This is a genomic window from Patescibacteria group bacterium (assembly GCA_041651355.1).
In the GTDB taxonomy this organism is placed as follows: Bacteria; Patescibacteriota; Patescibacteriia; order Patescibacteriales; family UBA12465; genus JAPLVX01.
Map to the genome: position 1 here is coordinate 843,615 of JBAZJK010000001.1, position 20,172 is coordinate 863,786.

The following is a 20,172-nucleotide window of genomic DNA, read 5'->3' on the forward strand; positions in this document are numbered from 1 at the left end:
TTAGTATTTTTCTTTTTTTAAGAAATACATTAAGCCTAGTCCCCATAGGGTGGCCAATAAAGATATGAGCCAGCCGATTATCGGCAATGAGAACAGAATCCAGCTAGCAGTGACGCCGATGACCAAAACCAATATCAAATTGTCTTTTTTATTAGGAATTAAGCGTTTACTTAGGTATAGGCCAAAGACAATGGCGACCACTATCTTGCTTAGATATAAAGCAATCAGCCAAAAAGCTAAAGTAATTAAAGCCAAAGGTAAGCCAATAAAGGTTAGAGCCAAGATTAGTGCAATGATTGGAGTTAGTAATAATATGACTATTCCGGGCCACAAAGTTTTTTTCATTTTTTCCGGGAGATCCTTATCTAAATCTTTGATTTTATTTCTGAATAAATTGATAATTATTAAACCAACGACTAAAGCGGCGAATAAAGAGTAGAGGCGACGCCATAGCCAAGAAGAAAACTGGTCGCCCGACTTCTCCTTGATTTGATTTTTAGTAATTTGGCCACTAATAACCGAGGGATTCATTATGTTTGCCTCCTTATTGGCCGTATAATTTAAATCACCCTTGATGATCGCGTCAGAATAAATATTAATCGGATTTATTTGACCATTGTTCGGTACCCTTAAATAAACATTTTTTCCGATTTTACTACTAATGTTCAATATATTAGCTGAGGCATAGACATTAGATCCAACTCCGCCTTTAAGATCGGCGCTGGTAGCCGCTAAGACTAAATCGCCGCCGGCATTAGCGCCGTCATTAAACACAACTTTGGAGCCCAGGACGTTGATGTTTTTTCCTGTATTGCCGTTAAGATTAATATCTCCGCCAAAAACTCTGATATCACCCAGAACTTCACCATTGATATTAATAGTTTGGGCTATGGCGATAACGTCTCCCTGAATTTGGCCATTGATAGTCAGGGTTTGGCTAGCTGAGACTAAATCACCTTGAATCTGGCCGTCTATAACGACGCTTTGGCCTACCAGATATGTACTGTCGCTTCTAATCTCTTCTTTTGGTATATAGATATTGGTCGGGTCATAGCTACTCGCCGCTCTGGCTATTATGGGACTGGTAACCAGGATAAGCAAGGAAAAGATAAGAAATTTTAGCTTGTTTTTAGACATATAAGCCTTGTTAAAATATTGATTTTATTGTATTATACCGTTATTATAACGCTAAAATATGACAAAAGTAAACCCGGAAAAATTAGCATTAACTGATATTCTTGGCCAGCGTATCGAATCTTTAGCAGATTTAGAAAAAGCCAAAAGATTATCGGCTAAAAAATATCATATTCCCACAGTCCTTAATTCTACGATTCTTAGAGAATATCGTCATCTTTTAAGCTTGGGGAGAAGACGAGACGAGCGATTAGAGCGTCTTTTAAGAAAAAGGACAATCAGAACCTTATCCGGTATCGCACCGGTAGCAGTTTTGACCAAAGTTTACCCTTGTCCAGGCCGCTGTGCCTATTGTCCCAATGAGAAGGACGTACCAGTTAGCTACTTGGCTAATGAGCCGGCGGTAATGAGAGCTATTCGCTGCCAATATGATCCATATAAACAAGTCACCATGCGTTTATATGCTTTAGAGAACAACGGTCATGAGCCGACAAAAATCGAGATTATTGTTATCGGTGGTACCTGGAGTTATTTGCCAGAGAGGTATAAATTTTGGTATATCCTTAATTGTTTCCGAGCCGCTAACGATTATCCAAATAACAAAAATAATCCTAAGCTAAAGTCTTTAAAGGCGCCTTTTGGACAAAATCTTGCTTTATCAGAATTAAAGAAGCGCTTATTAATTGAGCAGAAAAAAAATGAAAAGGCGGTTTATAAAATTATCGGCTTAACCCTAGAGACCAGGCCTGATTATATTAACGACAAGGAGTTGAAAGAAATGCGTATCTTGGGGTGCACGCGAGTGGAAATGGGGGTGCAAGCTATTGATGATAGGATTTTACGCCTCAATCAAAGAGGGCACGGGGTAGCCGAGATAATCGCGGCGACCAAATTACTAAAGAGCTACGGCTTTAAGATTACCTATCATATTATGCCCGCCCTGCCCGGGTCTACTCCCGCCAAAGACCTAAAGATGTTTAAGGAGTTGTTCAGCTCGGAAAGCTATCAGCCCGACCAGATTAAATTTTATCCGACCATAGTAACCGCTGGGACCCTGCTCTATAGATGGTACCGGCAGGGTAAATATAAACCTTATACCGATAAGCAATTACAGGGATTGATTGTCAGGTGCAAGGAATCTGTCCCGGAGTATGTGCGAATTATCCGCTTGATTCGGGACATCCCAGGGGAATCTATTATTGCCGGCAACCTGATTACTAATTTGCGACAAGTAATGAAAGATAAAGGAGTAAAATGTAATTGTATCAGATGTCGCGAGGCTAAAGATTCGAAATTTTCAAAAACCGATTTTTTTATAAAAGTAAATAGTTATAAAGCTTCTGGTGGTCAAGAATATTTCATTTCAGCGGTTTCGCGAGATGGTCGGATTCTCTATGGTTTTTGCCGTTTGAGATTAGATGCCAGCAGTCGAGTGGCCCCCGCCTTGATTAGGGAATTACATGTTTATGGAGAATTGGTTTCGGTTGGCGCCAAGAAGAAAACCCAGCACAGCGGTCTAGGCAAGGAATTAATGAAGAACGCCGAAGCTATAGTTAAACAGAATAAGATTAAGAAGATGGCGGTTATTTCCGGAGTCGGAGTCAGGGATTATTATAGAAAACTGGGCTATAAGCTGAAAGATAGTTACCTAGTGAAACAGATAAAGTCTTATTAAATAAAGCGAAGTTAATCTTAATATTTAAATAAAATCATTTTTGACGGCGGCGTCATTCCTGTTTAGAATAAGAAAAAATAAACCATTCGCTCTTTTTAAAATTTAGGTCATGGAAATTGTCGTCAAATTTACCCCAGAAAATTTTTCGGATTGGCAGAACCGCGGCTTTGCTAGAGTTCCTCTGGCGAGAGAAAATCTAATAGGTGTGGTCGAAGTCCGTTTAAAAGCAACCGAAATTAACAATATTGAACGCACGGAAACCGACTTAATCTATCATAGTCGCTTCTTTAAGCGTCCCGGTCCGGACAAAGGAGATAGTCTGTAAGTTTTAGGTAGCGCTTCATAAAGAAGCGTTATTTTTATAGGCAAAATCAAGCTTATTTGTTGAAAAAAATAATTTTGACAAAAGCAGGCGTCTAAATTAAGATTAAGATATGAATTACAAGGATTTATCACAACAGGATCAGGATGTCTGGAAAATAATCGAGCGGGAAACCAGGCGCCAACAAGAAGAGATCGAACTAATCGCCTCAGAAAATTATGTTTCTAAGGCGGTTTTAGAGGCAATGGCTACGGTCCTAACTAATAAGTATAGCGAGGGCTATCCAGGTAAGCGCTACTATGGCGGCAATCAAGTAATCGATGAAATTGAGTCTTTAGCAGTTTCTCGTTGTCAGAAGCTATTTAAAGCTGAGCACGTTAACGTTCAGCCATTATCTGGCTCCCCGGCCAATGCCGCTGTCTATATGGCCTTTTTAGAGCCGGGGGACAAGGTTTTGGGCTTAAAGCTCGATCATGGTGGTCACTTGTCACATGGCCATAGTGTTAATTTTTCCGGCCGGTTGTATAATTTTGTCCAGTATGGCGTCAAGGCAGAAACGGGCATGATCGACATGGAAGAAGTCAGGGAAATTGCTCTAAAAGAAAAACCTAAGATGATCGTGGCCGGATTCAGCGCTTATTCTAGGGAGATTGATTGGCTCGGGTTTAAAAAGATCGCTGATGAAATCGGCGCCTATACTTTTGCCGATATCGCTCATATCGCCGGCTTGGTTGCAGCCGAAGTTTTAGATAACCCCGTGCCGATTTTCGATGTCGTTTCAAGTACAACCCATAAGACTTTACGTGGTCCAAGGGGGGCGATTATTATGTGCAAGGAACAATTTGCCAAACAGATTGATCGGGCGGTGTTTCCAGGTATGCAGGGTGGCCCGCATGACCATATTACCGCCGCTAAGGCGGTGGCCTTTGGCGAGGCCCTACAGCCAGAGTTTAGAGATTACGCTGAACAAGTGGTTAAAAATGCCCAAGCAATGGCGGCCGAATTTATAGCTAGAGGTTACAGGGTGGTTTCTGGGGGGACAGATAATCACTTAATGGTACTTGATTTATCAAGTAGAGGTTTGGTCGGTAAATTAGCCGAACAGACGCTTGAAAAGATTGGCATTTCTGTTTCCCGCTCTACTATTCCCAATGATCCTAATCCTCCGATGAATCCCTCTGGTTTGCGTCTAGGCACCCCAGCGGTGACTACCCGTGGCATGAAAGAGGCAGAAATGGCAGCGATTGTTGATTTGATTGATCAAGCTCTAAATAATATCGATAATGAAATAAAGCTCAATGAGCTGAAAGATAGAGTCAGGGATTTATGTGCTAAATTCAAGTTAAACTATTAATGGATATTTATGGAGATTATTGACGGTAAAAAGATTGCTGAAAGGATTAAAGATGAGATAGTGGCGGAGACTTGCCAAATAGCAAATTCGGCCTCGAATAGAAGGCCGAATTTAGCAATTATTTTGGTTGGCGAGCGGGAAGACTCCAAATTGTACGTTTCTTTAAAGGAAAAAGAAGGCGTTAAGATCGGGATTGATACAAATTTATATAAGTTAGATGAATCAACCAGTGAAGCGGAAATTTTAAATCTGATCGGCTTCCTTAATCGCGATGAGATGATCGATGGCATTTTAGTTCAGTTGCCTTTGCCAGAAAAATTTGATACCGACAAGATCATTAAGACAATTAATCCTCTAAAAGATGCTGATGGCTTCCATCCCCAGCATCCCGCTTATTTGATTTCTCCAGTGCTGGGATCAATTCTGGAGATTTTAAAAGAAATAAAATTTTCTAGCCAGGGGAAGCGGGCTTGTGTATTGTATAATTCTGAAGTTTTTGGCTCGACATTAGCTGCCAGCCTGAAGTCTTTAGGCTTGGTAATCGATTTAGTCTCCTTTAAGGATCTAGACCTTTCAGATGATAAAAAGCAACAATCTAAACGTGGAGAGACAAAAAAAATCAGTGTTCAGGCCGATCTTCTAATCAGCGCTTTAGGTTTGCCTGGCTTCGTAACCAAAGAAATGGTTAAATCGGGATCGGTAGTTATCGATATCGGAATTACCAAACTTGCCGGTAAAGTTAAGGGTGACGTCGACTTTACAGATGTTAAGGATGTAAGCGCTTATATTACTCCTGTTCCTGGCGGCATCGGCCCGCTGACGATCGCTTTATTATTCCGTAATGTATTAGAGATATATAAACACAGGAAATAGTACCGTTTATTAATTTTTTGCTAATCTTATAAGCCTGTTCAGGCTTATTTTAAACATGACAGCCATCGAGCTTAAAAAACAACAGTTGAGAGAGCTACTAAAGATTCATTTTGGTTATGAATCTTTTCGTCCTGGACAAGAACAGGCGATTGATAATATCCTACACGGCCGCCATACGGTCGTGGTTTTGCCTACCGGCGGAGGAAAGTCCTTGATATATCAATTGCCCGCCCTGGTTTTAGATGGTATCACTTTAGTCGTTTCGCCCCTGATCGCTTTAATGAAGGATCAGGTTGACTCCCTCGAAAGGGTGGGTATCCCGGCTACATATATAAATTCTTCTTTGAGTTTAGCCGAATCCGGCCAGCGTTTAGAAAAAATAAAAAAAGGCCTGTTTAAGTTGGTTTATGTGGCCCCAGAAAGATTCTATAACCAAGATTTCATTAACGACCTTAAGCAGCTTAAGGTTTCGTTGTTTGCTATCGATGAAGCTCATTGTATTAGCCAATGGGGGCACGATTTTCGTCCCAGCTATCTTAAACTGAAGGAAGCGATTCGCTTCTTCGGCCAGCCAACCGTGGTAGCGCTGACGGCAACAGCAACGCCTGAAGTGAGAGACGACATCGTGAAACAGTTGAATTTAATGAACCCGGACTTAGTTATCAAAGGTTTTGCTCGTCCTAATTTACAGTTTGGCGTCATCCAAAGCAATGATAGCCAAAAGATAGATTTTATCGTCGATGTCATTAAGAATATGGAGCATGGCTCAGGTATAGTTTATGTTGGCACCAGGAATAAGGCGGATGAATTAGTGGAAATCCTTTTAGCTAATGACATCAAGGCCGTCGTCTATCACGCCGGCATGGATAGCGATAGTCGGGATTGGGTCCAGGACAGCTTCTTAAGGGGGCAAGCCCAGGTCGTAGTCGCTACTAACGCCTTTGGCTTAGGAATCAACAAGAAGGACATTCGATTTGTCATCCATCATGATTTGCCTGGCACAATCGAAGCCTATTACCAAGAAGCCGGCCGAGCCGGTCGGGACAATCAGCCTAGTTTTTGCCTTTTATTCTATTCTCCTAAAGACAGGTATTTAAGAGAGTTCTTCATTAAAGGTGATAATCCTTCGCCCGAAATCATCAGTGAAATTTATGAGTTTTTAATTGGCGCTGAAAGCGATCATGATGGTTCCATTCTTATTACTTATAGCGATATCATTAAAAATCTATCAGACAATGTGCCAGAGATGTCAGTAGGTACGGCCCTAAAAGTCTTAGAGAGGCATGGCTATATCACCCGTCCGAATGAAAAGACGGCCAATGCCTATATAAAAGTTCAAGGTCAGGAGACTGATCTGCGGGCAGCCGTCGGTCGGAGGGCTAAAGTTCAAGCTGAGATCATCGAGAAGCTTTTAGAAAGCCAGACCGATAAGCTTTTTAGCGGTTGGGAAATAAACCTTGAAGAGTTGGCCGCTATTTTGAAAGTTAAAAAAGAGTCTTTAGTTAGGACGCTTAAGAAGCTGCAAGAAAGGCAACTATTGGAATATCGTCCACCCTTCAAAGGCACGGAAATTAAAATCCTTAAAAGAGTTGACCCCTTTGACCTCGATTTAAACCATAGGGCGCTCCGGGAGAAAGCCGCTCGGGCCTATGAGAAGCTAGATGAGATGGAATCTTACGTCTATAATCTAGGTTGCCGTCAGACCTATATCCTTAATTATTTTGGCGATCATAGTTCTAGCGATTGCGGGCAGTGTGACCGTTGTCTTAAAACGGATAAGCTGAAATCTTCTGGGCAGGAGGATTTTCGAAATAAAGAGTATTTAAGCTAATATGGATAGGCAGACAGAGCAAAACTTATTAAAGATAGTCAGGAACAACTACCAAACGGTCGCTGAAGAGTTTAATGTTACTCGTAAAAAAGAGGTCTGGCCGGAGATAAAAGAATTAGCCGCTGAGATTAAGGATGGAGACAAGGTGTTGGATGTTGGTTGCGGTAATGGTCGCTTACTCGAGGCTTTAACTGGTCGGAATATTGAATATTTAGGCATTGATCAAAGCCAGAATTTAATTGAGCTAGCTAAAACGAACCACCCCTTAGCCGATTTTCGTACCGGCGATTTATTGGACTTGGGGCAGATAGACAGTCATGGTTTCGATCACGTTTTTTGTTTAGCGGTTTTTCATCATTTGCCTTCAGATAAGTTGAGGATACAGGCCCTAAAACAACTGAAAAATAAAGTCGGTTTTGAGGGTCGGATAATTATCAGTGTTTGGAATTTATGGGGGCACAGAAAATACCGTTCATTAATTTGGAAATTCTTTTTTTTAAAACTTCTTAAAAAACATCGGATGAAATTTGGCGACGTCTTATTCTCTTGGAAGAATAGCCAGCAGCAAGTGGTTAGTCAAAGGTATTATCATGCTTTTAGGACGCGCCAGCTAAAGGACTTGGCGAAAAGGGCTGATTTGAAAATCACCAAACTTTATCACGATAAATATAATTATTGGCTTATTTTAGAAAAGAAAAAATGAATTTAAAAAATAGCTTTTTCTTGACACCCCCTAGGGGTGTGTGCTAATATGTAAGCCTATGAAAACAACTGAACAAAGGATCAATAATATCATCGGCCAGCTGGAGGGCGTTAAGAAATCCCTAAGCCAGAAGAATAAGGATTGCTTCAAGCTGATTATCCAGCTGAAAGCGATAAAATCGGCAGCCTCAGCCTTGATCGATAAGGTTATTCAAGATGAATTCGTCGCTTGTTGGCCCCAATCTCAGGCTAAGAAGGATAAGATCCAAAAAATATTCACTGAAATAATTAAAAAATAAAATATAAAAATTAAGTTTAAATTTTATGTCAAACGCTTTAGAATTAAACGTCGGTAACTTTAAAGAAGAAGTTTTATCAAGCCCAGTGCCGGTTTTAGTAGATTTTTGGGCACCTTGGTGTATGCCTTGCCAGATGATGGCCCCAATCCTAGATGAATTGGTTGTAGATATGGGGGGGCGAGTCAAGATAGCTAAGGTTAATACCGAAGAGAGCGAGAACGCTTCTTTAGCCCAGGAATACCAGATCCAGAGTATTCCTAATATGAAGCTTTTTCGGGATGGGAAAATTATCGGTGAATTCATCGGTTTAAGAGACAAGAATACCCTAAAAGGAGAAATTGAAAATTTAATAAAATAGATATGAGCATCTTCGCGGATAACCTTAAACGTTTGGAAAAAGTCGCATCGCTTGAAGGCATAGATGCCTCAGAGATGTCCGTCTTATTGAAACCAAAAGAGGTTAATCGGGCCGAATTAGAGATTGGCGGCCAGCGCTACCCCGCTTGGCGTATAGTCTATAATCGCGCTTTGGGACCGGGTAAGGGTGGAATCAGGTTTCACCCTGAGGTTTCTGAGGATGAAGTCCAGTCCCTAGCTTTTTGGATGGCCCTTAAAAACTCTTTAGCTGATATTCCTTATGGTGGCGCTAAAGGAGGGATCAAACTAGACCCAAAAAAGATGAGCCCCCAGGAGTTAGAGCAGATTAGCCGCGCTTATATTGACCAAATGTACCCTTTTTTAGGGCAAGACAAGGATATTCCCGCCCCAGATGTGTACACTAATGCGCAAATCATGGCCTGGATGCTAGATGAGTATGAAAAAAAAGTCGGGCATCATGAGCCGGGCATGATTACCGGAAAGCCTTTGGAATTAGGCGGCTTAGCTCTCAGGTCAGACGCAACCGCTCAAGGTGGGTATTTGATAATTAAAGAAATGATTGCCGCCTTGTCCGAAAAGACCAAGGGGCTTAAAATCGTGGTCCAGGGTTTTGGTAACGCCGGACTTTTCATTACAGAAAAATTGCATAATGATGGCCACAAGATTATCGCCGTTAGTGATAGTCGGGGAGGTATATATAACCAAGCTGGACTAGATATCCGCGAACTGGCGATTTGGAAAAACAGCGGCCAAGCCGTCGGCGACTATAAGGATGGAGAAAAAATAGATAATTCCCAGCTTCTAGAACTGGATTGCGATATCTTAGTCTTAGCCGCTCTAGAAAATCAGATAACTAGTGGTAATGCCGCCAAGGTTAAGGCCAAATATTTAGTAGAATTGGCTAACGGCCCGATAAGCTACGAGGCAGATGAGATTCTTTTTAACAACAAACAAGTAGTAGTCCCGGACATTCTAGCTAATTCCGGCGGTGTAATCGTTAGTTATTTTGAATGGGCGCAAAATCGCGCTGGCCAGATCTTAGATGAAGATTATCTTCGTGGTTTGTTGGATAAAAAAATGAAATCGGGCTGGGAGGCGGTTTATACTAGTTTCCGTAAACATGAAGGCCAGATCAGCTTACGCCTCGCTGCTTACATCATTGCCGTTAAGAGGATTCTATCAGCCGAGAAATGGCGAGGTAATATTTAATTATCATTTTAGACTAACAAAAAACAGGCTCGATCAGCCTGTTTTTTTGTGGGAATATTTTATTGGCAACTAGCAGCTGTATTATTAGCGGCTGTACCGAAACCGAAGCCGGAAGACGGAGTAGCACTAGATAATTCGGTTTCACATTCTTTCGGAGCGGTTTTAAAGGCGGAACAAATTGCCTTTAATAAGCTATTAGAATCTCGGCCAGATTGGACCTCCTCACCATTGATAATCAAAGTTGGAGAACCGCCGACACCATATTTATCGTTGTCAGCCTTGTTAACATTGAATGGAGGGAAGTTTCCTTTCCAAGTGCTTTTGTCATTATAGTTGGCGCTTACCTTATAGGTGGAATCAGTCGCTTTGACACATTTATCAACATTGATTTTATTGCTGCTCAGGCACTCAGCTCCTTTGCCTGCCTCCAAGAAACACTTGAGATAGGCGGATAACTTTTCCGGAGACTCTTTTTGGACACAGTATTGAATGAGATTTTCATCGACTTCTTGTTTTTCGTGCATGGCATAATCAACGAATTTCAGCTGGAAGTCCATTTTGTTGCCCAGGGTTTCGATGACTGGCAACATCCCTTTCTGCATTTGGGTGCCGAATGGGCAATAGCTCATCACGAAGAGTTCCACCACTGGTTTGTCGGTTTTATTCTTAACCTCTACTACCGGTGAACTATTAGAGTCTGAGCCATTATCATTTTGCTTGGCCACATCGGTCATGCTCAAGGCCTGGGGGAAGAATTGACTGCCATCGACCGCCACGAAAGAATCGATGGTTTGGCCGTTACCGATGTCAACCTTTACCTGGTATAAGTCTTTTTCATATTTATTAATCTCGTTAATCTTAGCTTTACTGCCGCTTTGCATTAAGTAAGAATTAATAAATTGCTCGGTTTTAGCTTTAGCTTCGTCCGGGCTTAACTTTTTAGCCTCTGGAGCTTTTTTGGTACAACCGCTAAGTGCGATTGCGCTAATTAGCAACAAAGACCCTAGAACTATAAATTTTTTCATAATTTTATAGAGCCTTAGCCCAGGAGAAGCTGAGCTGGCTTGTAATAAAAAAATAATTTAATTTGTATTAAGGCTTTCTTATTATAGTAAAAATTAACAGGCAAGTCAAAATTAACCCCAGGTATTTCAAGATTGTTTTCTTGTCTAGATTATCGCTTTTTTCCGTATTTATTAAAGGGGTGTTGGTGGCGGCACCAGATGGGGCGCTTAGTATCCTTATATCATCAGTCTTAAGCGGGTAAATCCTGAGGCTTTCACTTTTTTTAAAGAGAAGTCCGCTGATAGACAGTTGGCTGCTATTAGCCAAAGAATTACTTGAGAATTGAGGAAGATTCTGCATATCTACGGTGAATTCGTGAAAATCATTTTTAAGCTTAATAATGTTTCCTTTGATTTGGCTGACTGAGCCCCTGATTTTGGCTAAGCTAATTTTACTCTGCTTTTCTAAATCGGTTAGAGACTCTATTGTTTCCGGTTGGTAATCCGTTTTCCCCTCGCTCTTATTAATAGTCGAAATGTCGCTGATTTCTTTGGTCTTGATCCTGGGTCCATTGCTTAAGCGAGAAAAGACGCCTCTGATTTCTAAGTAATCCCCCAAAGATATTTCGGGAAAGCGTTGCCAATAATTATATATTTGGACAACTTCACCCTGATGGTATAAATAGAAGAATTGTTTGCCAAATTGTCCTGGTCGGCTTAGGGCCTGCCCCTGGATTCTAACCAGGCTTTGGTCGGGTATATCTACTGCAGCTTGGGCGGATAGCAGGGGCAGGAGAATGAAAAAGCTGAGCAAGAAAAAGTTTTTTATTTTTTTTGATATCAAAAACATAAAAGCCTATTGCTAGGCTTTTATGATAACTTAAGCGAATAAATTCCGTTTAAAAATTCCTTAAGGTTTATTTGAGTTTTTTTAGAAAAGCTTCTAGTTCCGGTTCTAGCGCTAGCTTAAATTCCTGTTTTTCTCCTGAAATATCCTTGAAACTAAGTTTTTGGGCAAACAAGAAAATTCTGCCCAAGGCAATTTTTTTGTTTTTTATTCTGGTCTTAGCCGTACCGTAGAGGTCGTCTCCGACCAAGGGGTGCCCATAGGCAGAAAGGTGGACTCTAATCTGATGGGTGCGCCCAGTCTTAATCCTAAGCTCTAATAGGGTATAATTAATCAGCCGTTGTTTGATTTTGAAAAGAGTAATCGCCTCCCGAGAGGCCATTAGAGCAGCATTGGTTCCCTGGTCTCTATCGGATAGGCTTTTCTTCTCGATTAAGCCTTTTTTTATCAAGGGCAGAGCTGCCATCTTATGGCCGCTACTGGCTCTTTTGATAGGAAAATTTATTTCTCCCTCCTCTTTGTTAATTTTCCCATAGACTAAGGCTAGATATTCCTTGATTATATCCCTGGTTTGAAACTGTTTTTTAAGGTGTTCAAAGCTAGCCTGGTTTTTAGCTATTACCATTAAACCGCTCACCTCTTTATCAAGCCGATGGACGATTCCAGGGCGAAGCGGGTCTTCGCCGACGGTTTTTAATTTTGGACGCTCTTGTAATAAAAAATCTACCAAGGTTTTTTCTTTGATGCCCGGACCGCCATGGACGATTAGTCCGGCGGGCTTATTAATTACTAAATAATCATCAGTTTCCTGGATTATTTCCAAAATATTATTTTTCATTTTAGTTATATGGGGTTAGGTGGCGACGCGGCTTATCCCCAAAAATCAAACTCAAATCATCTTTAGTGAAGCCGCCGAAGACAAAAACCAGAATTAAATAAATAGCTACCGCTCCAGCACCCACGCTCAGGAGTCCGGGGATAGAGTTTAGCCAGTTCGTCGGGCAGAAATAGAGGATTAGGCCCATAATCAAAGCGGAAAACAAAGATCTGAAAAACATTTTTAATTTTGGCAGGAAGCGGCTATAACGCCAGACATAATAGATTGAGAAAGAGGCGATTATCACTTCACTGTAGACCGTGACGGCCGCCGCTCCAATGTAGGAATAATGGTAGATAAAAAACAGATAGGCTAACAACGAACTTAGGCCGGTAAAGATATAGGCGCCGATTACCTGTTTTTGTTTATCGATGGCGATGACAGCGTGGGCGAATAAGCAACCCATAAAAATAGCAGCGATAGCCACGATTAATATTTTCAGGATTAGGCCAGCGGCATTAAAATCGTCGCCGGCGACAAAGTGCATTATCGGTTCGGCTAGAAATTGGGTGCCGATTACTAGCGGGATGGCGCAGATAACCATAACATCGAAAGCTTTTTGCAGTATTTTATTGAAATGTTCCTGATTCTTATTAGCCCAATCAGCACTCAGGATGGGCAGGATGATGCCGGCAAATATAAAGGGGATGGTTGTTAGGACATCTATAATTTTATAGGCAGCGCCATATAAGCCGACTGCGCTTTGGTCTTTAAATATGGATAAGATGAGGATATCGGCTTTAAGATAGAGTAAGTTAAAGACTATGGTAATCGCCAGCGGCCAGGTTTTTTTAATGATTTGTTTCCAGATGCTTAAATCTATCTGGAATTTTATTTTTACAAAACGTTTAGAAAAGAGATATAGGACTAAGAAGCTGCCGGCCGCCGAAGCCACGGTTGCCCATAAGATGCCATTTATCCCGCTATCCCGGAAGATGACCAGATAGATGCCGCCGACTAAGATTATGCGGCTGAGGATTTCCGATAAAGAAACAGCCTCCATTTTGAGGTTTTTTTGGAATAGGCCAACTAAGATTTGGTTGAGGGCGGGAAAGATGAAGCTGATGGCCGCGATTATGATGCCCAGTTTAATCAGGTTGTCATAGGGGAAAAAGAAGCTGATTAGCGGCGCTAAGCCGAGAAAAAAGAGGATAGAAACCAGGCGCAGTGATAATAAGTTATTTACTATCCGGCTGGTTTCATCTTTGATAGTGCTAATCATTTGTACTGTTACCAGGGTTAATCCTAAATCAGCGATAATCGCAAAAAAGGAGACAAAGGTGATAATGGTCGTATACTGGCCGAAACCTGTCTGGCCTAAATATCTAGTCATTAAAGCCAAGGCAAAAAGGCCAAGAACGGTGGACACCACTTTTCCGGCGACTTGGATAAAAGTATTGTAGGCGATCTTTTTAGTTAAAGACATAAAGCCAAAATAAGGCCTTGGTAGCCGGAACTTTATTTGCTATAATAATAATGTTGTTTTTATTATATCAAAACCCTATGAAAATTACTAAGAAGCGTTTTTTTGCTTTCATTCTTAGTCTGTCCCTTATAACAAGCATTAATTTTTTTGTCCACTCTCAGGCCTTAGCTGGCAATCTCTGGGACCAACAGGTTGGAGTGCAGACAATCGGTGAGAATGCTTATGGCCAGAGTCAGCCAGAGGATGTCAGGGTGACCGTGGTGAAGATTATTAATACAGTTTTGTTATTTTTAGCTTTAATCTTTTTGGTTTTGGTCTTAATTTCCGGATTCAAGTATATGACGGCTGGCGGTAATGAGCAGAAGGTATCTGAAGCTTTGGGTTATATCAAAAATGCCACCATCGGCTTAGGCATCGTCTTAATGGCTTGGGCCATCAGTTTCGCTTTGTTAGTCAGATTACGAGCGATTACCACCGGTCAGACCAGCTATCTATACGGACCTTGGTACCACTAGACAAATTATTAGACAGTGATATTATATAGATAAAGCTAGTTGTATTTACAATTAGCTTTTTATCTAGCCAATTTTAGACAATTAAATACTTAATAAGGGGTTAATTGCCCCGTCCAAAAAATATGTCAGAATTATCCAGTGCAATCAAACAGATTTGCGAAGAGAAGAATCTGGATTACGAAACCGTTGTGAGCGCGATTGAGTTGGCCTTAGCCGCCGCTTATCGTAAGGACTACGGTGAGAAAAACCAAAATATCAAAGTTGACTTTGATCCTCAAACCGGCAAGACCGCCATTTTTGACGTGAAAACCGTGGTGGAAAATTTACCAGAACACATTGAAGAGGAGATGAGAAAGAGCCTAAATGACCCTAAAGAGAACGGCAAGATTATTACGATCGAGGAAGCAACTGATGAAGCCGAGGCGAAGAAGTTTAATCCAAGAACCGAGATCCAGCACAAGGAAGCCCTGATTCTTAAACATGACGCCCAAATCGGAGAAGAAATCCTAACCGAGCTCCCTATCCCTGATAGCTATGGTCGTATGGCCGCCCAAACTGCCAAGCAGGTAATAGTGCAGAAATTAAGAGAGATGGAAAGGGATATGATTTTAAGAGAATTCAAAGATAAGGAGAAAGAGGTGATTAGCGGTATAGTACAAAGACGCGAAGGCCGCTTCGTCTTGGTTGACTTGGGAAAAGCGATCGGCATCTTGCCACTGGAAGAGCAGATTTATAATGAACGCTATAATCCAGGAGAAAGAGTTAAGGTTTACGTAAAAGAGGTTAAGTCTGGCCCTAAAGGTCCGGAAATTATCCTGTCCCGCAAATCAGAGGAAATCCTTAAGAAGATTTTCTATCTAGAGATACCAGAAATCTCCAATGGCCTGGTAGAATTAAAAGCGGTCGCCAGAGAAGCTGGCTCTCGTTCCAAGGTGGCTATTTATACAGAGGCTGAGAATGTTGATCCAGTCGGATCTTGTGTTGGACAAAGAGGCGCTAGAATCCAAACTATTATCAGTGAATTAGGCGGGGAAAAGGTGGATATTATAGAGTATAGCGATGATCCAGAGAAATTTGTGGCCAATGCTTTAGCTCCGGCTAAAATTATCAGTATTGAGATAGATGATAAGCAGAAAAAGGCAATCGTCAAGGTTAGTCCGGATAAATTATCCTTAGCAATCGGGAAAAATGGCCAGAATGTCCGCTTAGCTGCCCATTTGACGGGCTGGAAAATAGACATCATTGAAGCGGGAGAAGAAGGTGAGAAAAAAGTGCTAGCCAGCGAAGAAGAAGTCTTGCCATCCGATGTTTCTGAAGAAACCGAGGCAGAACCAGCTGAGCCAGAAACGGCGGAAGTAGAAGCAAAGGAGAAAAAAGCTAAGAAAGAGCCTAAAACTAAAAAAACTAAATAATTATAAATATTAATCTTGAAACTATGACTACGTTTTTAATTCTCGCTAGCGCAGTGGTCGCCATTATCTACGGGGCAATCACCATCGCTTCTATTCTGCGTCTGCCGGAAGGCAATGAAAAAATGAAAGAGATTGCGAAAGCCATTCAAGCTGGTGCTAAAGCTTTCTTGAATCGTCAATACAAGACAGTGGCTATGGTCGCCTTAGTTTTGTTCTTGGTAATTGGTTTTGTCCCCGCTCTTGGCTGGGCGACTGCCCTAGCTTTTTTGGCGGGGGCAATTTTGTCCGCTCTGACCGGCTATATTGGTATGTTCGTGAGCGTGAGAGCTAATGTCCGTACTACTGAAGCCGCTCGGGGCGGTCTGAAGAAAGCTTTGAATGTGGCTGTTCGTGGTGGCAGCGTTACTGGTATGTTGGTGGTCGGTTTAGCTTTGCTCGGAACGGCTGGTTTTTATTTCATAACTAAAGATTTACACGCCTTGATTGGTTTTGCTTTCGGTGGTTCTTTAATCTCTATCTTTGCCCGTTTAGGTGGCGGCATCTATACCAAAGCAGCTGATGTCGGCGCTGATTTAGTCGGCAAAGTCGAAGCCAGTATCCCGGAAGACGATCCTCGCAATCCAGCGGTTATCGCTGATAATGTCGGCGACAATGTTGGTGATTGCGCGGGCATGGCCGCTGATTTGTTTGAAACTTATTCAGTGACCTCGATTGCCGCCATGGTCTTAGGCTCTTTGGCGTTTGTAGGAAATGAAAATATTATTTTATTACCTTTATTCTTGGGAGCGATTTCTATCATCGCCTCGATTATCGGCATCTTCTTTATCCGTTTAGGCAAGGGTAAGAATATAATGCGCGCCCTATATAAAGGTTTGATTGCTGCCGGAGTGTTAGCCGCTGCAGCTTTTTATCCTTTGATTAGATTTTTAATCAGTGATGCTGCTTTAGCTTTGAATATTTATTTTGCTACCCTAATAGGCTTAGCAGTTACCGGTCTTTTAGTGGTAATCACTGAATACTATACTTCTACCAAGTTCAATCCGGTGAAGAGTATTGCTGAAGCTTCTAAAACTGGTCATGGTACTAACGTTATCGCCGGTTTAGCAGTTTCTATGAAGTCAACCGCTTGGCCGATAATCGTAATCGCTCTGGCTATACTCGGCTCTTATGCTTTAGCTGGTCTGTTCGGAGTGGCTATCGCTGCTATGGCCATGTTATCCATGGCTGGCATCATCGTTACTATCGATGCTTACGGCCCGATTACTGATAATGCTGGCGGTATTGCTGAAATGGCCGAACTCGGAGACGATGTCCGCAATATCACTGATCCTTTGGATGCGGTGGGTAATACTACGAAGGCTGTTACCAAGGGTTATGCCATCGGTTCAGCCGCATTGGCCGCTTTAGTCCTGTTTGCTGACTTTACCTACAAGATTAAGGCCAATGGTGGTAGCGCCCAATTTTTGATTGATAACCCTTATGTTTTGATTGGTCTTTTTATCGGCGGTCTCTTGCCTTATCTGTTCGGCGCCATGGCCATGAAAGCGGTCGGCAAGGCTGCTGGCTCCGTAGTTGAAGATGTTCGAGCTCAATTTAAAGAGAAGACTGGCATCATGGCCGGAACAGACAAACCTGATTATGGCCGTACCGTAGATATTGTGACTAAAGCTGCTATCAAAGAAATGATCGGCCCAGCCCTTATTCCGGTTTTGGTCCCGATTATCGTTGGCTTTGCCTTTATGGGTCATGGCTTGGAAGTTTTGGGTGGCCTTTTGGTCGGCTCAATCGTTACCGGTATCTTCGTGGCTGTTTCTATGACTTCCGGCGGAGGCGCTTGGGACAATGCTAAAAAATATATTGAATCTGGCTTCTTTGGCGGCAAAGGTTCTGATGCGCATAAAGCAGCCGTTACCGGCGATACGGTCGGCGATCCGTATAAGGATACAGCTGGTCCAGCGATTAATCCAATGATCAAGGTTCTTAACATCGTGGCTTTATTGATTGTGTCTTTACTGATGTAGGACTAATATAAATAATGAAAAAATATAAGCAGGCTACCAGCCTGCTTATATTAACGGCATATATATGAAAGTTGAAAAAAAAGAATTAGTTAAATCCCAAATGGAAATATTGGTAGAGGTTTCTAGAGAGGAGCTTCAACCCTATCTTGAAAAGGGTGCCCAAAAGGTTTCTGAACAGGTTAAGGTTGAGGGTTTTCGTCCTGGCAAGGCTCCTTATGACATCTTGAAGCAGAAGATTGGTGAAATGACCATATTAGAAGAAGCCGCTCATCTCTTTATCGAAAAGCAAGTTGATGAAATAATCAAGGAAAATCTGATTGGACAGGACCCGGTGGGGCAACCACAGATAGAAATCACTAAATTAGCTCCCGGCAATGCCATGGAATTTAAAGTTATTTTATCCTTGCTTCCAAAAATAAGCCTAGGAGAATACAAAGGATTCAACCTTAAAGTAGAGGAGGTCAAGGTGTCTAAAGAAGAATTAGAAAAAACTCTGCGCGATCTTAGGGAAATGCGTGCTCAAGAAGTAATCAGTGAACAGCCTGCTAAGATCGGCGATAAAGTGATTATTGATGTGGAGATGTTTTTAGATAAAGTTCCGATTGAAGGCGGCCAATCTAAGGATGTCGCCGTGATTTTAGGCAAGGATTATTTCGTTCCTGGTTTTGATAAAAAATTAGAAGGAAGTAAAAAGGATGAGTCCAGAGAATTTTCTTTGCTTTACCCAGACAATCATCACCAGGCAAATTTAGCCGGGAAAATGGTTAGTTTCAAAGTCAAGACAAAAGAGATCTATGACCGTCAAGTGCCTGAGTTGGATGATAAGTTTGCCGCCATCTTTCAGTTTAAGAATGTTTCAGAACTGTCTAAAGCCTTAGAAGAAAATATAGAGCACGAAAAGAAACATCAAGCGGAACATAAGTATGAAGCTGAGATGTTAGAGAAGATTATCAGTAGTGCTAAATTTGGCGATTTGCCAGACATTCTTGTGAATAATGAAATTCAGGTGATGTTAGGCGAGTTAGAACAATCCTTATCCCAGCAAGGCGCCAAACTCGACGATTATCTAAACCATCTCAAGAAAAGCAAAGATCAGTTGATTATGGATTTTACCCCCAGTGCTTTGAAACGGGTGAAGACCGCTCTAGCTATCAGAGAAATCGCTATTATCGAAAAGATAAAAGTGAGTGGGAAAGAGATCGATAATAAGCTTGAAGAATTAAAGACTAGGTATAAGAACCAGAAAGAAATACAAGACATGATAAGCCAAGCCCACTATCGCCAGTACCTAGAGAATTTACTGAGCAATGAAAAAGTGATTAAAAGTCTAAAAGAGTGGAATTATGCCGACTCTCGCGATCAACAAGAAGGCTAGTTTTGATTATGAACTTCTCGATAAATATGAGGCTGGCTTAGTTTTGTTCGGCCACGAAGTTAAAAGTGCCCGTGATGGGCAGATTAATTTAAGCGGCAGCTATATAAGTATCCGCGGAGCTAAAAATAAGCGTCCGCAACTATATCTAGTGAACGCTAACTTCAGTCTCTATAAGATGGCTAAAAGCATCAAGGACTATAATCCCAGCCGTGATCGCCAGCTATTATTACACAAAAAAGAGATAGATAGTTTGTTAGGCAAGAAGCAGCAGACAGGCTTGACATTAATCCCGCTAAAAATATATACTAATCATAGTTTTATCAAGTTGGAATTCGCTTTGGCGCGCGGAAAGAAGAAATTTGATAAGCGAGAAAGTATTAAGAAAAGAGAACTAGACCGGCGCCTCCGGACCTTAACAAAGAGAAAAACTGTGCCAGGGGATGACAGGAATCGACAGTAAGATTTTTTCTAAATATTCAAGGCGTGTTTTAGTTAGAACGTAAAAATAACTTACAAAAATACAAATGCCAAAAAAATGGCAAGAGCGTTTACTTGGAATGTTCCAAGTTTCGCTCCAGTTATGGCCTAACAAAAATCGGCTGTAACCATCGGCCCGTCTAGGTTCCATAAGCGGCCACCGGTGTTATTCATGGAACTAGATCTGGATTCTTCTCTAAGATCCAAGTCGAAATCAAATGGAGATAGCTTTATCCGCTTTTGTCCGGCTTAATATGGGTAAAGTGAAAATCAACTAAACCGGTCTAATCTTGTAAATGTATTTAGGAAAACTTATTGGACATGGGTTCAAGTCCCATCATCTCCACTAATGTTAAGGCCGCGGTGGCGGAACTGGTAGACGCGCTGGACTTAAAATCCAGTTGTAGCAATACAGTGAGGGTTCGATTCCCTCCCGCGGCA

Annotated in this window: 19 protein-coding genes, 1 tRNA gene and 1 other RNA gene; 16 read left to right on the forward strand and 5 right to left on the reverse strand. The window is 41.7% G+C overall.

The window, feature by feature from the left end:
- Positions 1 to 1,137 carry a hypothetical protein gene (locus WC441_04310; protein MFA5163709.1) on the reverse strand — a complete coding sequence of 379 codons (1,137 nt, stop codon included), beginning with the start codon at positions 1,135 to 1,137 and terminating at the stop codon, positions 1 to 3.
- Between the two features lie 58 nt (positions 1,138 to 1,195).
- Between WC441_04310 and WC441_04315 the strand changes: the two genes are divergently transcribed.
- The 9 genes from WC441_04315 to WC441_04355 all read left to right on the forward strand — a co-directional run bounded on the left by WC441_04315 (position 1,196) and on the right by WC441_04355 (position 9,777).
- On the forward strand, positions 1,196 to 2,809 hold the full coding sequence (locus WC441_04315) for a tRNA uridine(34) 5-carboxymethylaminomethyl modification radical SAM/GNAT enzyme Elp3 (protein ID MFA5163710.1): 1,614 nt from the start codon (positions 1,196 to 1,198) through the stop codon (positions 2,807 to 2,809).
- A gap of 109 nt (positions 2,810 to 2,918) precedes the next feature.
- Positions 2,919 to 3,134, forward strand: a complete 216-nt coding sequence (locus tag WC441_04320; GenBank protein ID MFA5163711.1) for a hypothetical protein — start codon at positions 2,919 to 2,921, stop codon at positions 3,132 to 3,134.
- A 109-nt stretch (positions 3,135 to 3,243) separates the two neighbouring features.
- Positions 3,244 to 4,485 carry a serine hydroxymethyltransferase gene (gene glyA / locus WC441_04325; protein ID MFA5163712.1) on the forward strand — a complete coding sequence of 414 codons (1,242 nt, stop codon included), beginning with the start codon at positions 3,244 to 3,246 and terminating at the stop codon, positions 4,483 to 4,485.
- Positions 4,486 to 4,494: 9 nt separating this feature from the next.
- The gene (locus WC441_04330; protein MFA5163713.1) at positions 4,495 to 5,358 is read left to right on the forward strand and encodes a bifunctional 5,10-methylenetetrahydrofolate dehydrogenase/5,10-methenyltetrahydrofolate cyclohydrolase; all 864 of its coding nucleotides are present in this window, start codon (positions 4,495 to 4,497) and stop codon (positions 5,356 to 5,358) included.
- A 55-nt stretch (positions 5,359 to 5,413) separates the two neighbouring features.
- A complete protein-coding gene (locus WC441_04335; GenBank protein ID MFA5163714.1) occupies positions 5,414 to 7,189 on the forward strand; it encodes an ATP-dependent DNA helicase RecQ in 1,776 nt (591 codons plus the stop codon).
- Position 7,190: 1 nt separating this feature from the next.
- A complete protein-coding gene (locus WC441_04340) occupies positions 7,191 to 7,892 on the forward strand; it encodes a class I SAM-dependent methyltransferase (GenBank protein ID MFA5163715.1) in 702 nt (233 codons plus the stop codon).
- A gap of 58 nt (positions 7,893 to 7,950) precedes the next feature.
- Entirely contained in the window at positions 7,951 to 8,190 is a 240-nt protein-coding gene (locus WC441_04345; GenBank protein ID MFA5163716.1) for a metal-sensing transcriptional repressor, read from the forward strand.
- A gap of 25 nt (positions 8,191 to 8,215) precedes the next feature.
- Positions 8,216 to 8,548, forward strand: a complete 333-nt coding sequence (gene trxA, locus WC441_04350) for a thioredoxin (protein ID MFA5163717.1) — start codon at positions 8,216 to 8,218, stop codon at positions 8,546 to 8,548.
- A 2-nt stretch (positions 8,549 to 8,550) separates the two neighbouring features.
- On the forward strand, positions 8,551 to 9,777 hold the full coding sequence (locus WC441_04355; protein ID MFA5163718.1) for a Glu/Leu/Phe/Val dehydrogenase: 1,227 nt from the start codon (positions 8,551 to 8,553) through the stop codon (positions 9,775 to 9,777).
- Positions 9,778 to 9,836: 59 nt separating this feature from the next.
- Here WC441_04355 and WC441_04360 read toward each other — a convergent pair whose 3' ends face one another.
- From WC441_04360 to WC441_04375, 4 genes are all read right to left on the reverse strand, one after another.
- On the reverse strand, positions 9,837 to 10,802 hold the full coding sequence (locus tag WC441_04360) for a hypothetical protein (GenBank protein MFA5163719.1): 966 nt from the start codon (positions 10,800 to 10,802) through the stop codon (positions 9,837 to 9,839).
- Positions 10,803 to 10,869: 67 nt separating this feature from the next.
- Positions 10,870 to 11,631, reverse strand: coding sequence for a hypothetical protein (locus WC441_04365; GenBank protein ID MFA5163720.1), 762 nt, complete (start codon positions 11,629 to 11,631; stop codon positions 10,870 to 10,872).
- 67 nt (positions 11,632 to 11,698) lie between these two features.
- Positions 11,699 to 12,466 carry an RNA pseudouridine synthase gene (locus WC441_04370; protein ID MFA5163721.1) on the reverse strand — a complete coding sequence of 256 codons (768 nt, stop codon included), beginning with the start codon at positions 12,464 to 12,466 and terminating at the stop codon, positions 11,699 to 11,701.
- A 1-nt stretch (position 12,467) separates the two neighbouring features.
- Positions 12,468 to 13,931 (reverse strand): flippase, encoded by a 1,464-nt coding sequence (locus tag WC441_04375; protein MFA5163722.1) that lies wholly within the window; start codon positions 13,929 to 13,931, stop codon positions 12,468 to 12,470.
- Between the two features lie 77 nt (positions 13,932 to 14,008).
- Here WC441_04375 and WC441_04380 point away from each other — a divergent pair, with 77 nt between their 5' ends.
- The 7 genes from WC441_04380 (at position 14,009) to WC441_04410 (ending at position 20,172) form a co-directional block, all read left to right on the forward strand.
- The gene (locus tag WC441_04380) at positions 14,009 to 14,446 is read left to right on the forward strand and encodes a hypothetical protein (GenBank protein ID MFA5163723.1); all 438 of its coding nucleotides are present in this window, start codon (positions 14,009 to 14,011) and stop codon (positions 14,444 to 14,446) included.
- A 122-nt stretch (positions 14,447 to 14,568) separates the two neighbouring features.
- Entirely contained in the window at positions 14,569 to 15,858 is a 1,290-nt protein-coding gene (gene nusA / locus WC441_04385) for a transcription termination factor NusA (GenBank protein ID MFA5163724.1), read from the forward strand.
- 23 nt (positions 15,859 to 15,881) lie between these two features.
- Positions 15,882 to 17,879 (forward strand): sodium-translocating pyrophosphatase, encoded by a 1,998-nt coding sequence (locus WC441_04390; GenBank protein MFA5163725.1) that lies wholly within the window; start codon positions 15,882 to 15,884, stop codon positions 17,877 to 17,879.
- A 64-nt stretch (positions 17,880 to 17,943) separates the two neighbouring features.
- Positions 17,944 to 19,254, forward strand: coding sequence for a trigger factor (gene tig / locus WC441_04395; GenBank protein MFA5163726.1), 1,311 nt, complete (start codon positions 17,944 to 17,946; stop codon positions 19,252 to 19,254).
- Positions 19,220 to 19,714 (forward strand): SsrA-binding protein SmpB, encoded by a 495-nt coding sequence (gene smpB, locus WC441_04400; protein MFA5163727.1) that lies wholly within the window; start codon positions 19,220 to 19,222, stop codon positions 19,712 to 19,714. Before tig ends, smpB begins: the two co-directional genes overlap by 35 nt.
- Positions 19,691 to 20,080: a transfer-messenger RNA gene (gene ssrA / locus WC441_04405) on the forward strand. The genes smpB and ssrA overlap by 24 nt, the downstream gene beginning before the upstream one ends.
- A gap of 8 nt (positions 20,081 to 20,088) precedes the next feature.
- Positions 20,089 to 20,172 (forward strand) — tRNA-Leu (locus tag WC441_04410).

Bases quoted from the DNA above. Each gene is read 5' to 3' on its own strand.
- WC441_04310 (MFA5163709.1), bottom strand. From the start codon at position 1,137: ATGTCTAAAAACAAGCTAAAATTTCTTATCTTTTCCTTGCTTATCCTG.
- WC441_04315 (MFA5163710.1), top strand. From the start codon at position 1,196: ATGACAAAAGTAAACCCGGAAAAATTAGCATTAACTGATATTCTTGGC.
- WC441_04320 (MFA5163711.1), top strand. From the start codon at position 2,919: ATGGAAATTGTCGTCAAATTTACCCCAGAAAATTTTTCGGATTGGCAG.
- glyA (MFA5163712.1), top strand. From the start codon at position 3,244: ATGAATTACAAGGATTTATCACAACAGGATCAGGATGTCTGGAAAATA.
- WC441_04330 (MFA5163713.1), top strand. From the start codon at position 4,495: ATGGAGATTATTGACGGTAAAAAGATTGCTGAAAGGATTAAAGATGAG.
- WC441_04335 (MFA5163714.1), top strand. From the start codon at position 5,414: ATGACAGCCATCGAGCTTAAAAAACAACAGTTGAGAGAGCTACTAAAG.
- WC441_04340 (MFA5163715.1), top strand. From the start codon at position 7,191: ATGGATAGGCAGACAGAGCAAAACTTATTAAAGATAGTCAGGAACAAC.
- WC441_04345 (MFA5163716.1), top strand. From the start codon at position 7,951: ATGAAAACAACTGAACAAAGGATCAATAATATCATCGGCCAGCTGGAG.
- trxA (MFA5163717.1), top strand. From the start codon at position 8,216: ATGTCAAACGCTTTAGAATTAAACGTCGGTAACTTTAAAGAAGAAGTT.
- WC441_04355 (MFA5163718.1), top strand. From the start codon at position 8,551: ATGAGCATCTTCGCGGATAACCTTAAACGTTTGGAAAAAGTCGCATCG.
- WC441_04360 (MFA5163719.1), bottom strand. From the start codon at position 10,802: ATGAAAAAATTTATAGTTCTAGGGTCTTTGTTGCTAATTAGCGCAATC.
- WC441_04365 (MFA5163720.1), bottom strand. From the start codon at position 11,631: ATGTTTTTGATATCAAAAAAAATAAAAAACTTTTTCTTGCTCAGCTTT.
- WC441_04370 (MFA5163721.1), bottom strand. From the start codon at position 12,466: ATGAAAAATAATATTTTGGAAATAATCCAGGAAACTGATGATTATTTA.
- WC441_04375 (MFA5163722.1), bottom strand. From the start codon at position 13,931: ATGTCTTTAACTAAAAAGATCGCCTACAATACTTTTATCCAAGTCGCC.
- WC441_04380 (MFA5163723.1), top strand. From the start codon at position 14,009: ATGAAAATTACTAAGAAGCGTTTTTTTGCTTTCATTCTTAGTCTGTCC.
- nusA (MFA5163724.1), top strand. From the start codon at position 14,569: ATGTCAGAATTATCCAGTGCAATCAAACAGATTTGCGAAGAGAAGAAT.
- WC441_04390 (MFA5163725.1), top strand. From the start codon at position 15,882: ATGACTACGTTTTTAATTCTCGCTAGCGCAGTGGTCGCCATTATCTAC.
- tig (MFA5163726.1), top strand. From the start codon at position 17,944: ATGAAAGTTGAAAAAAAAGAATTAGTTAAATCCCAAATGGAAATATTG.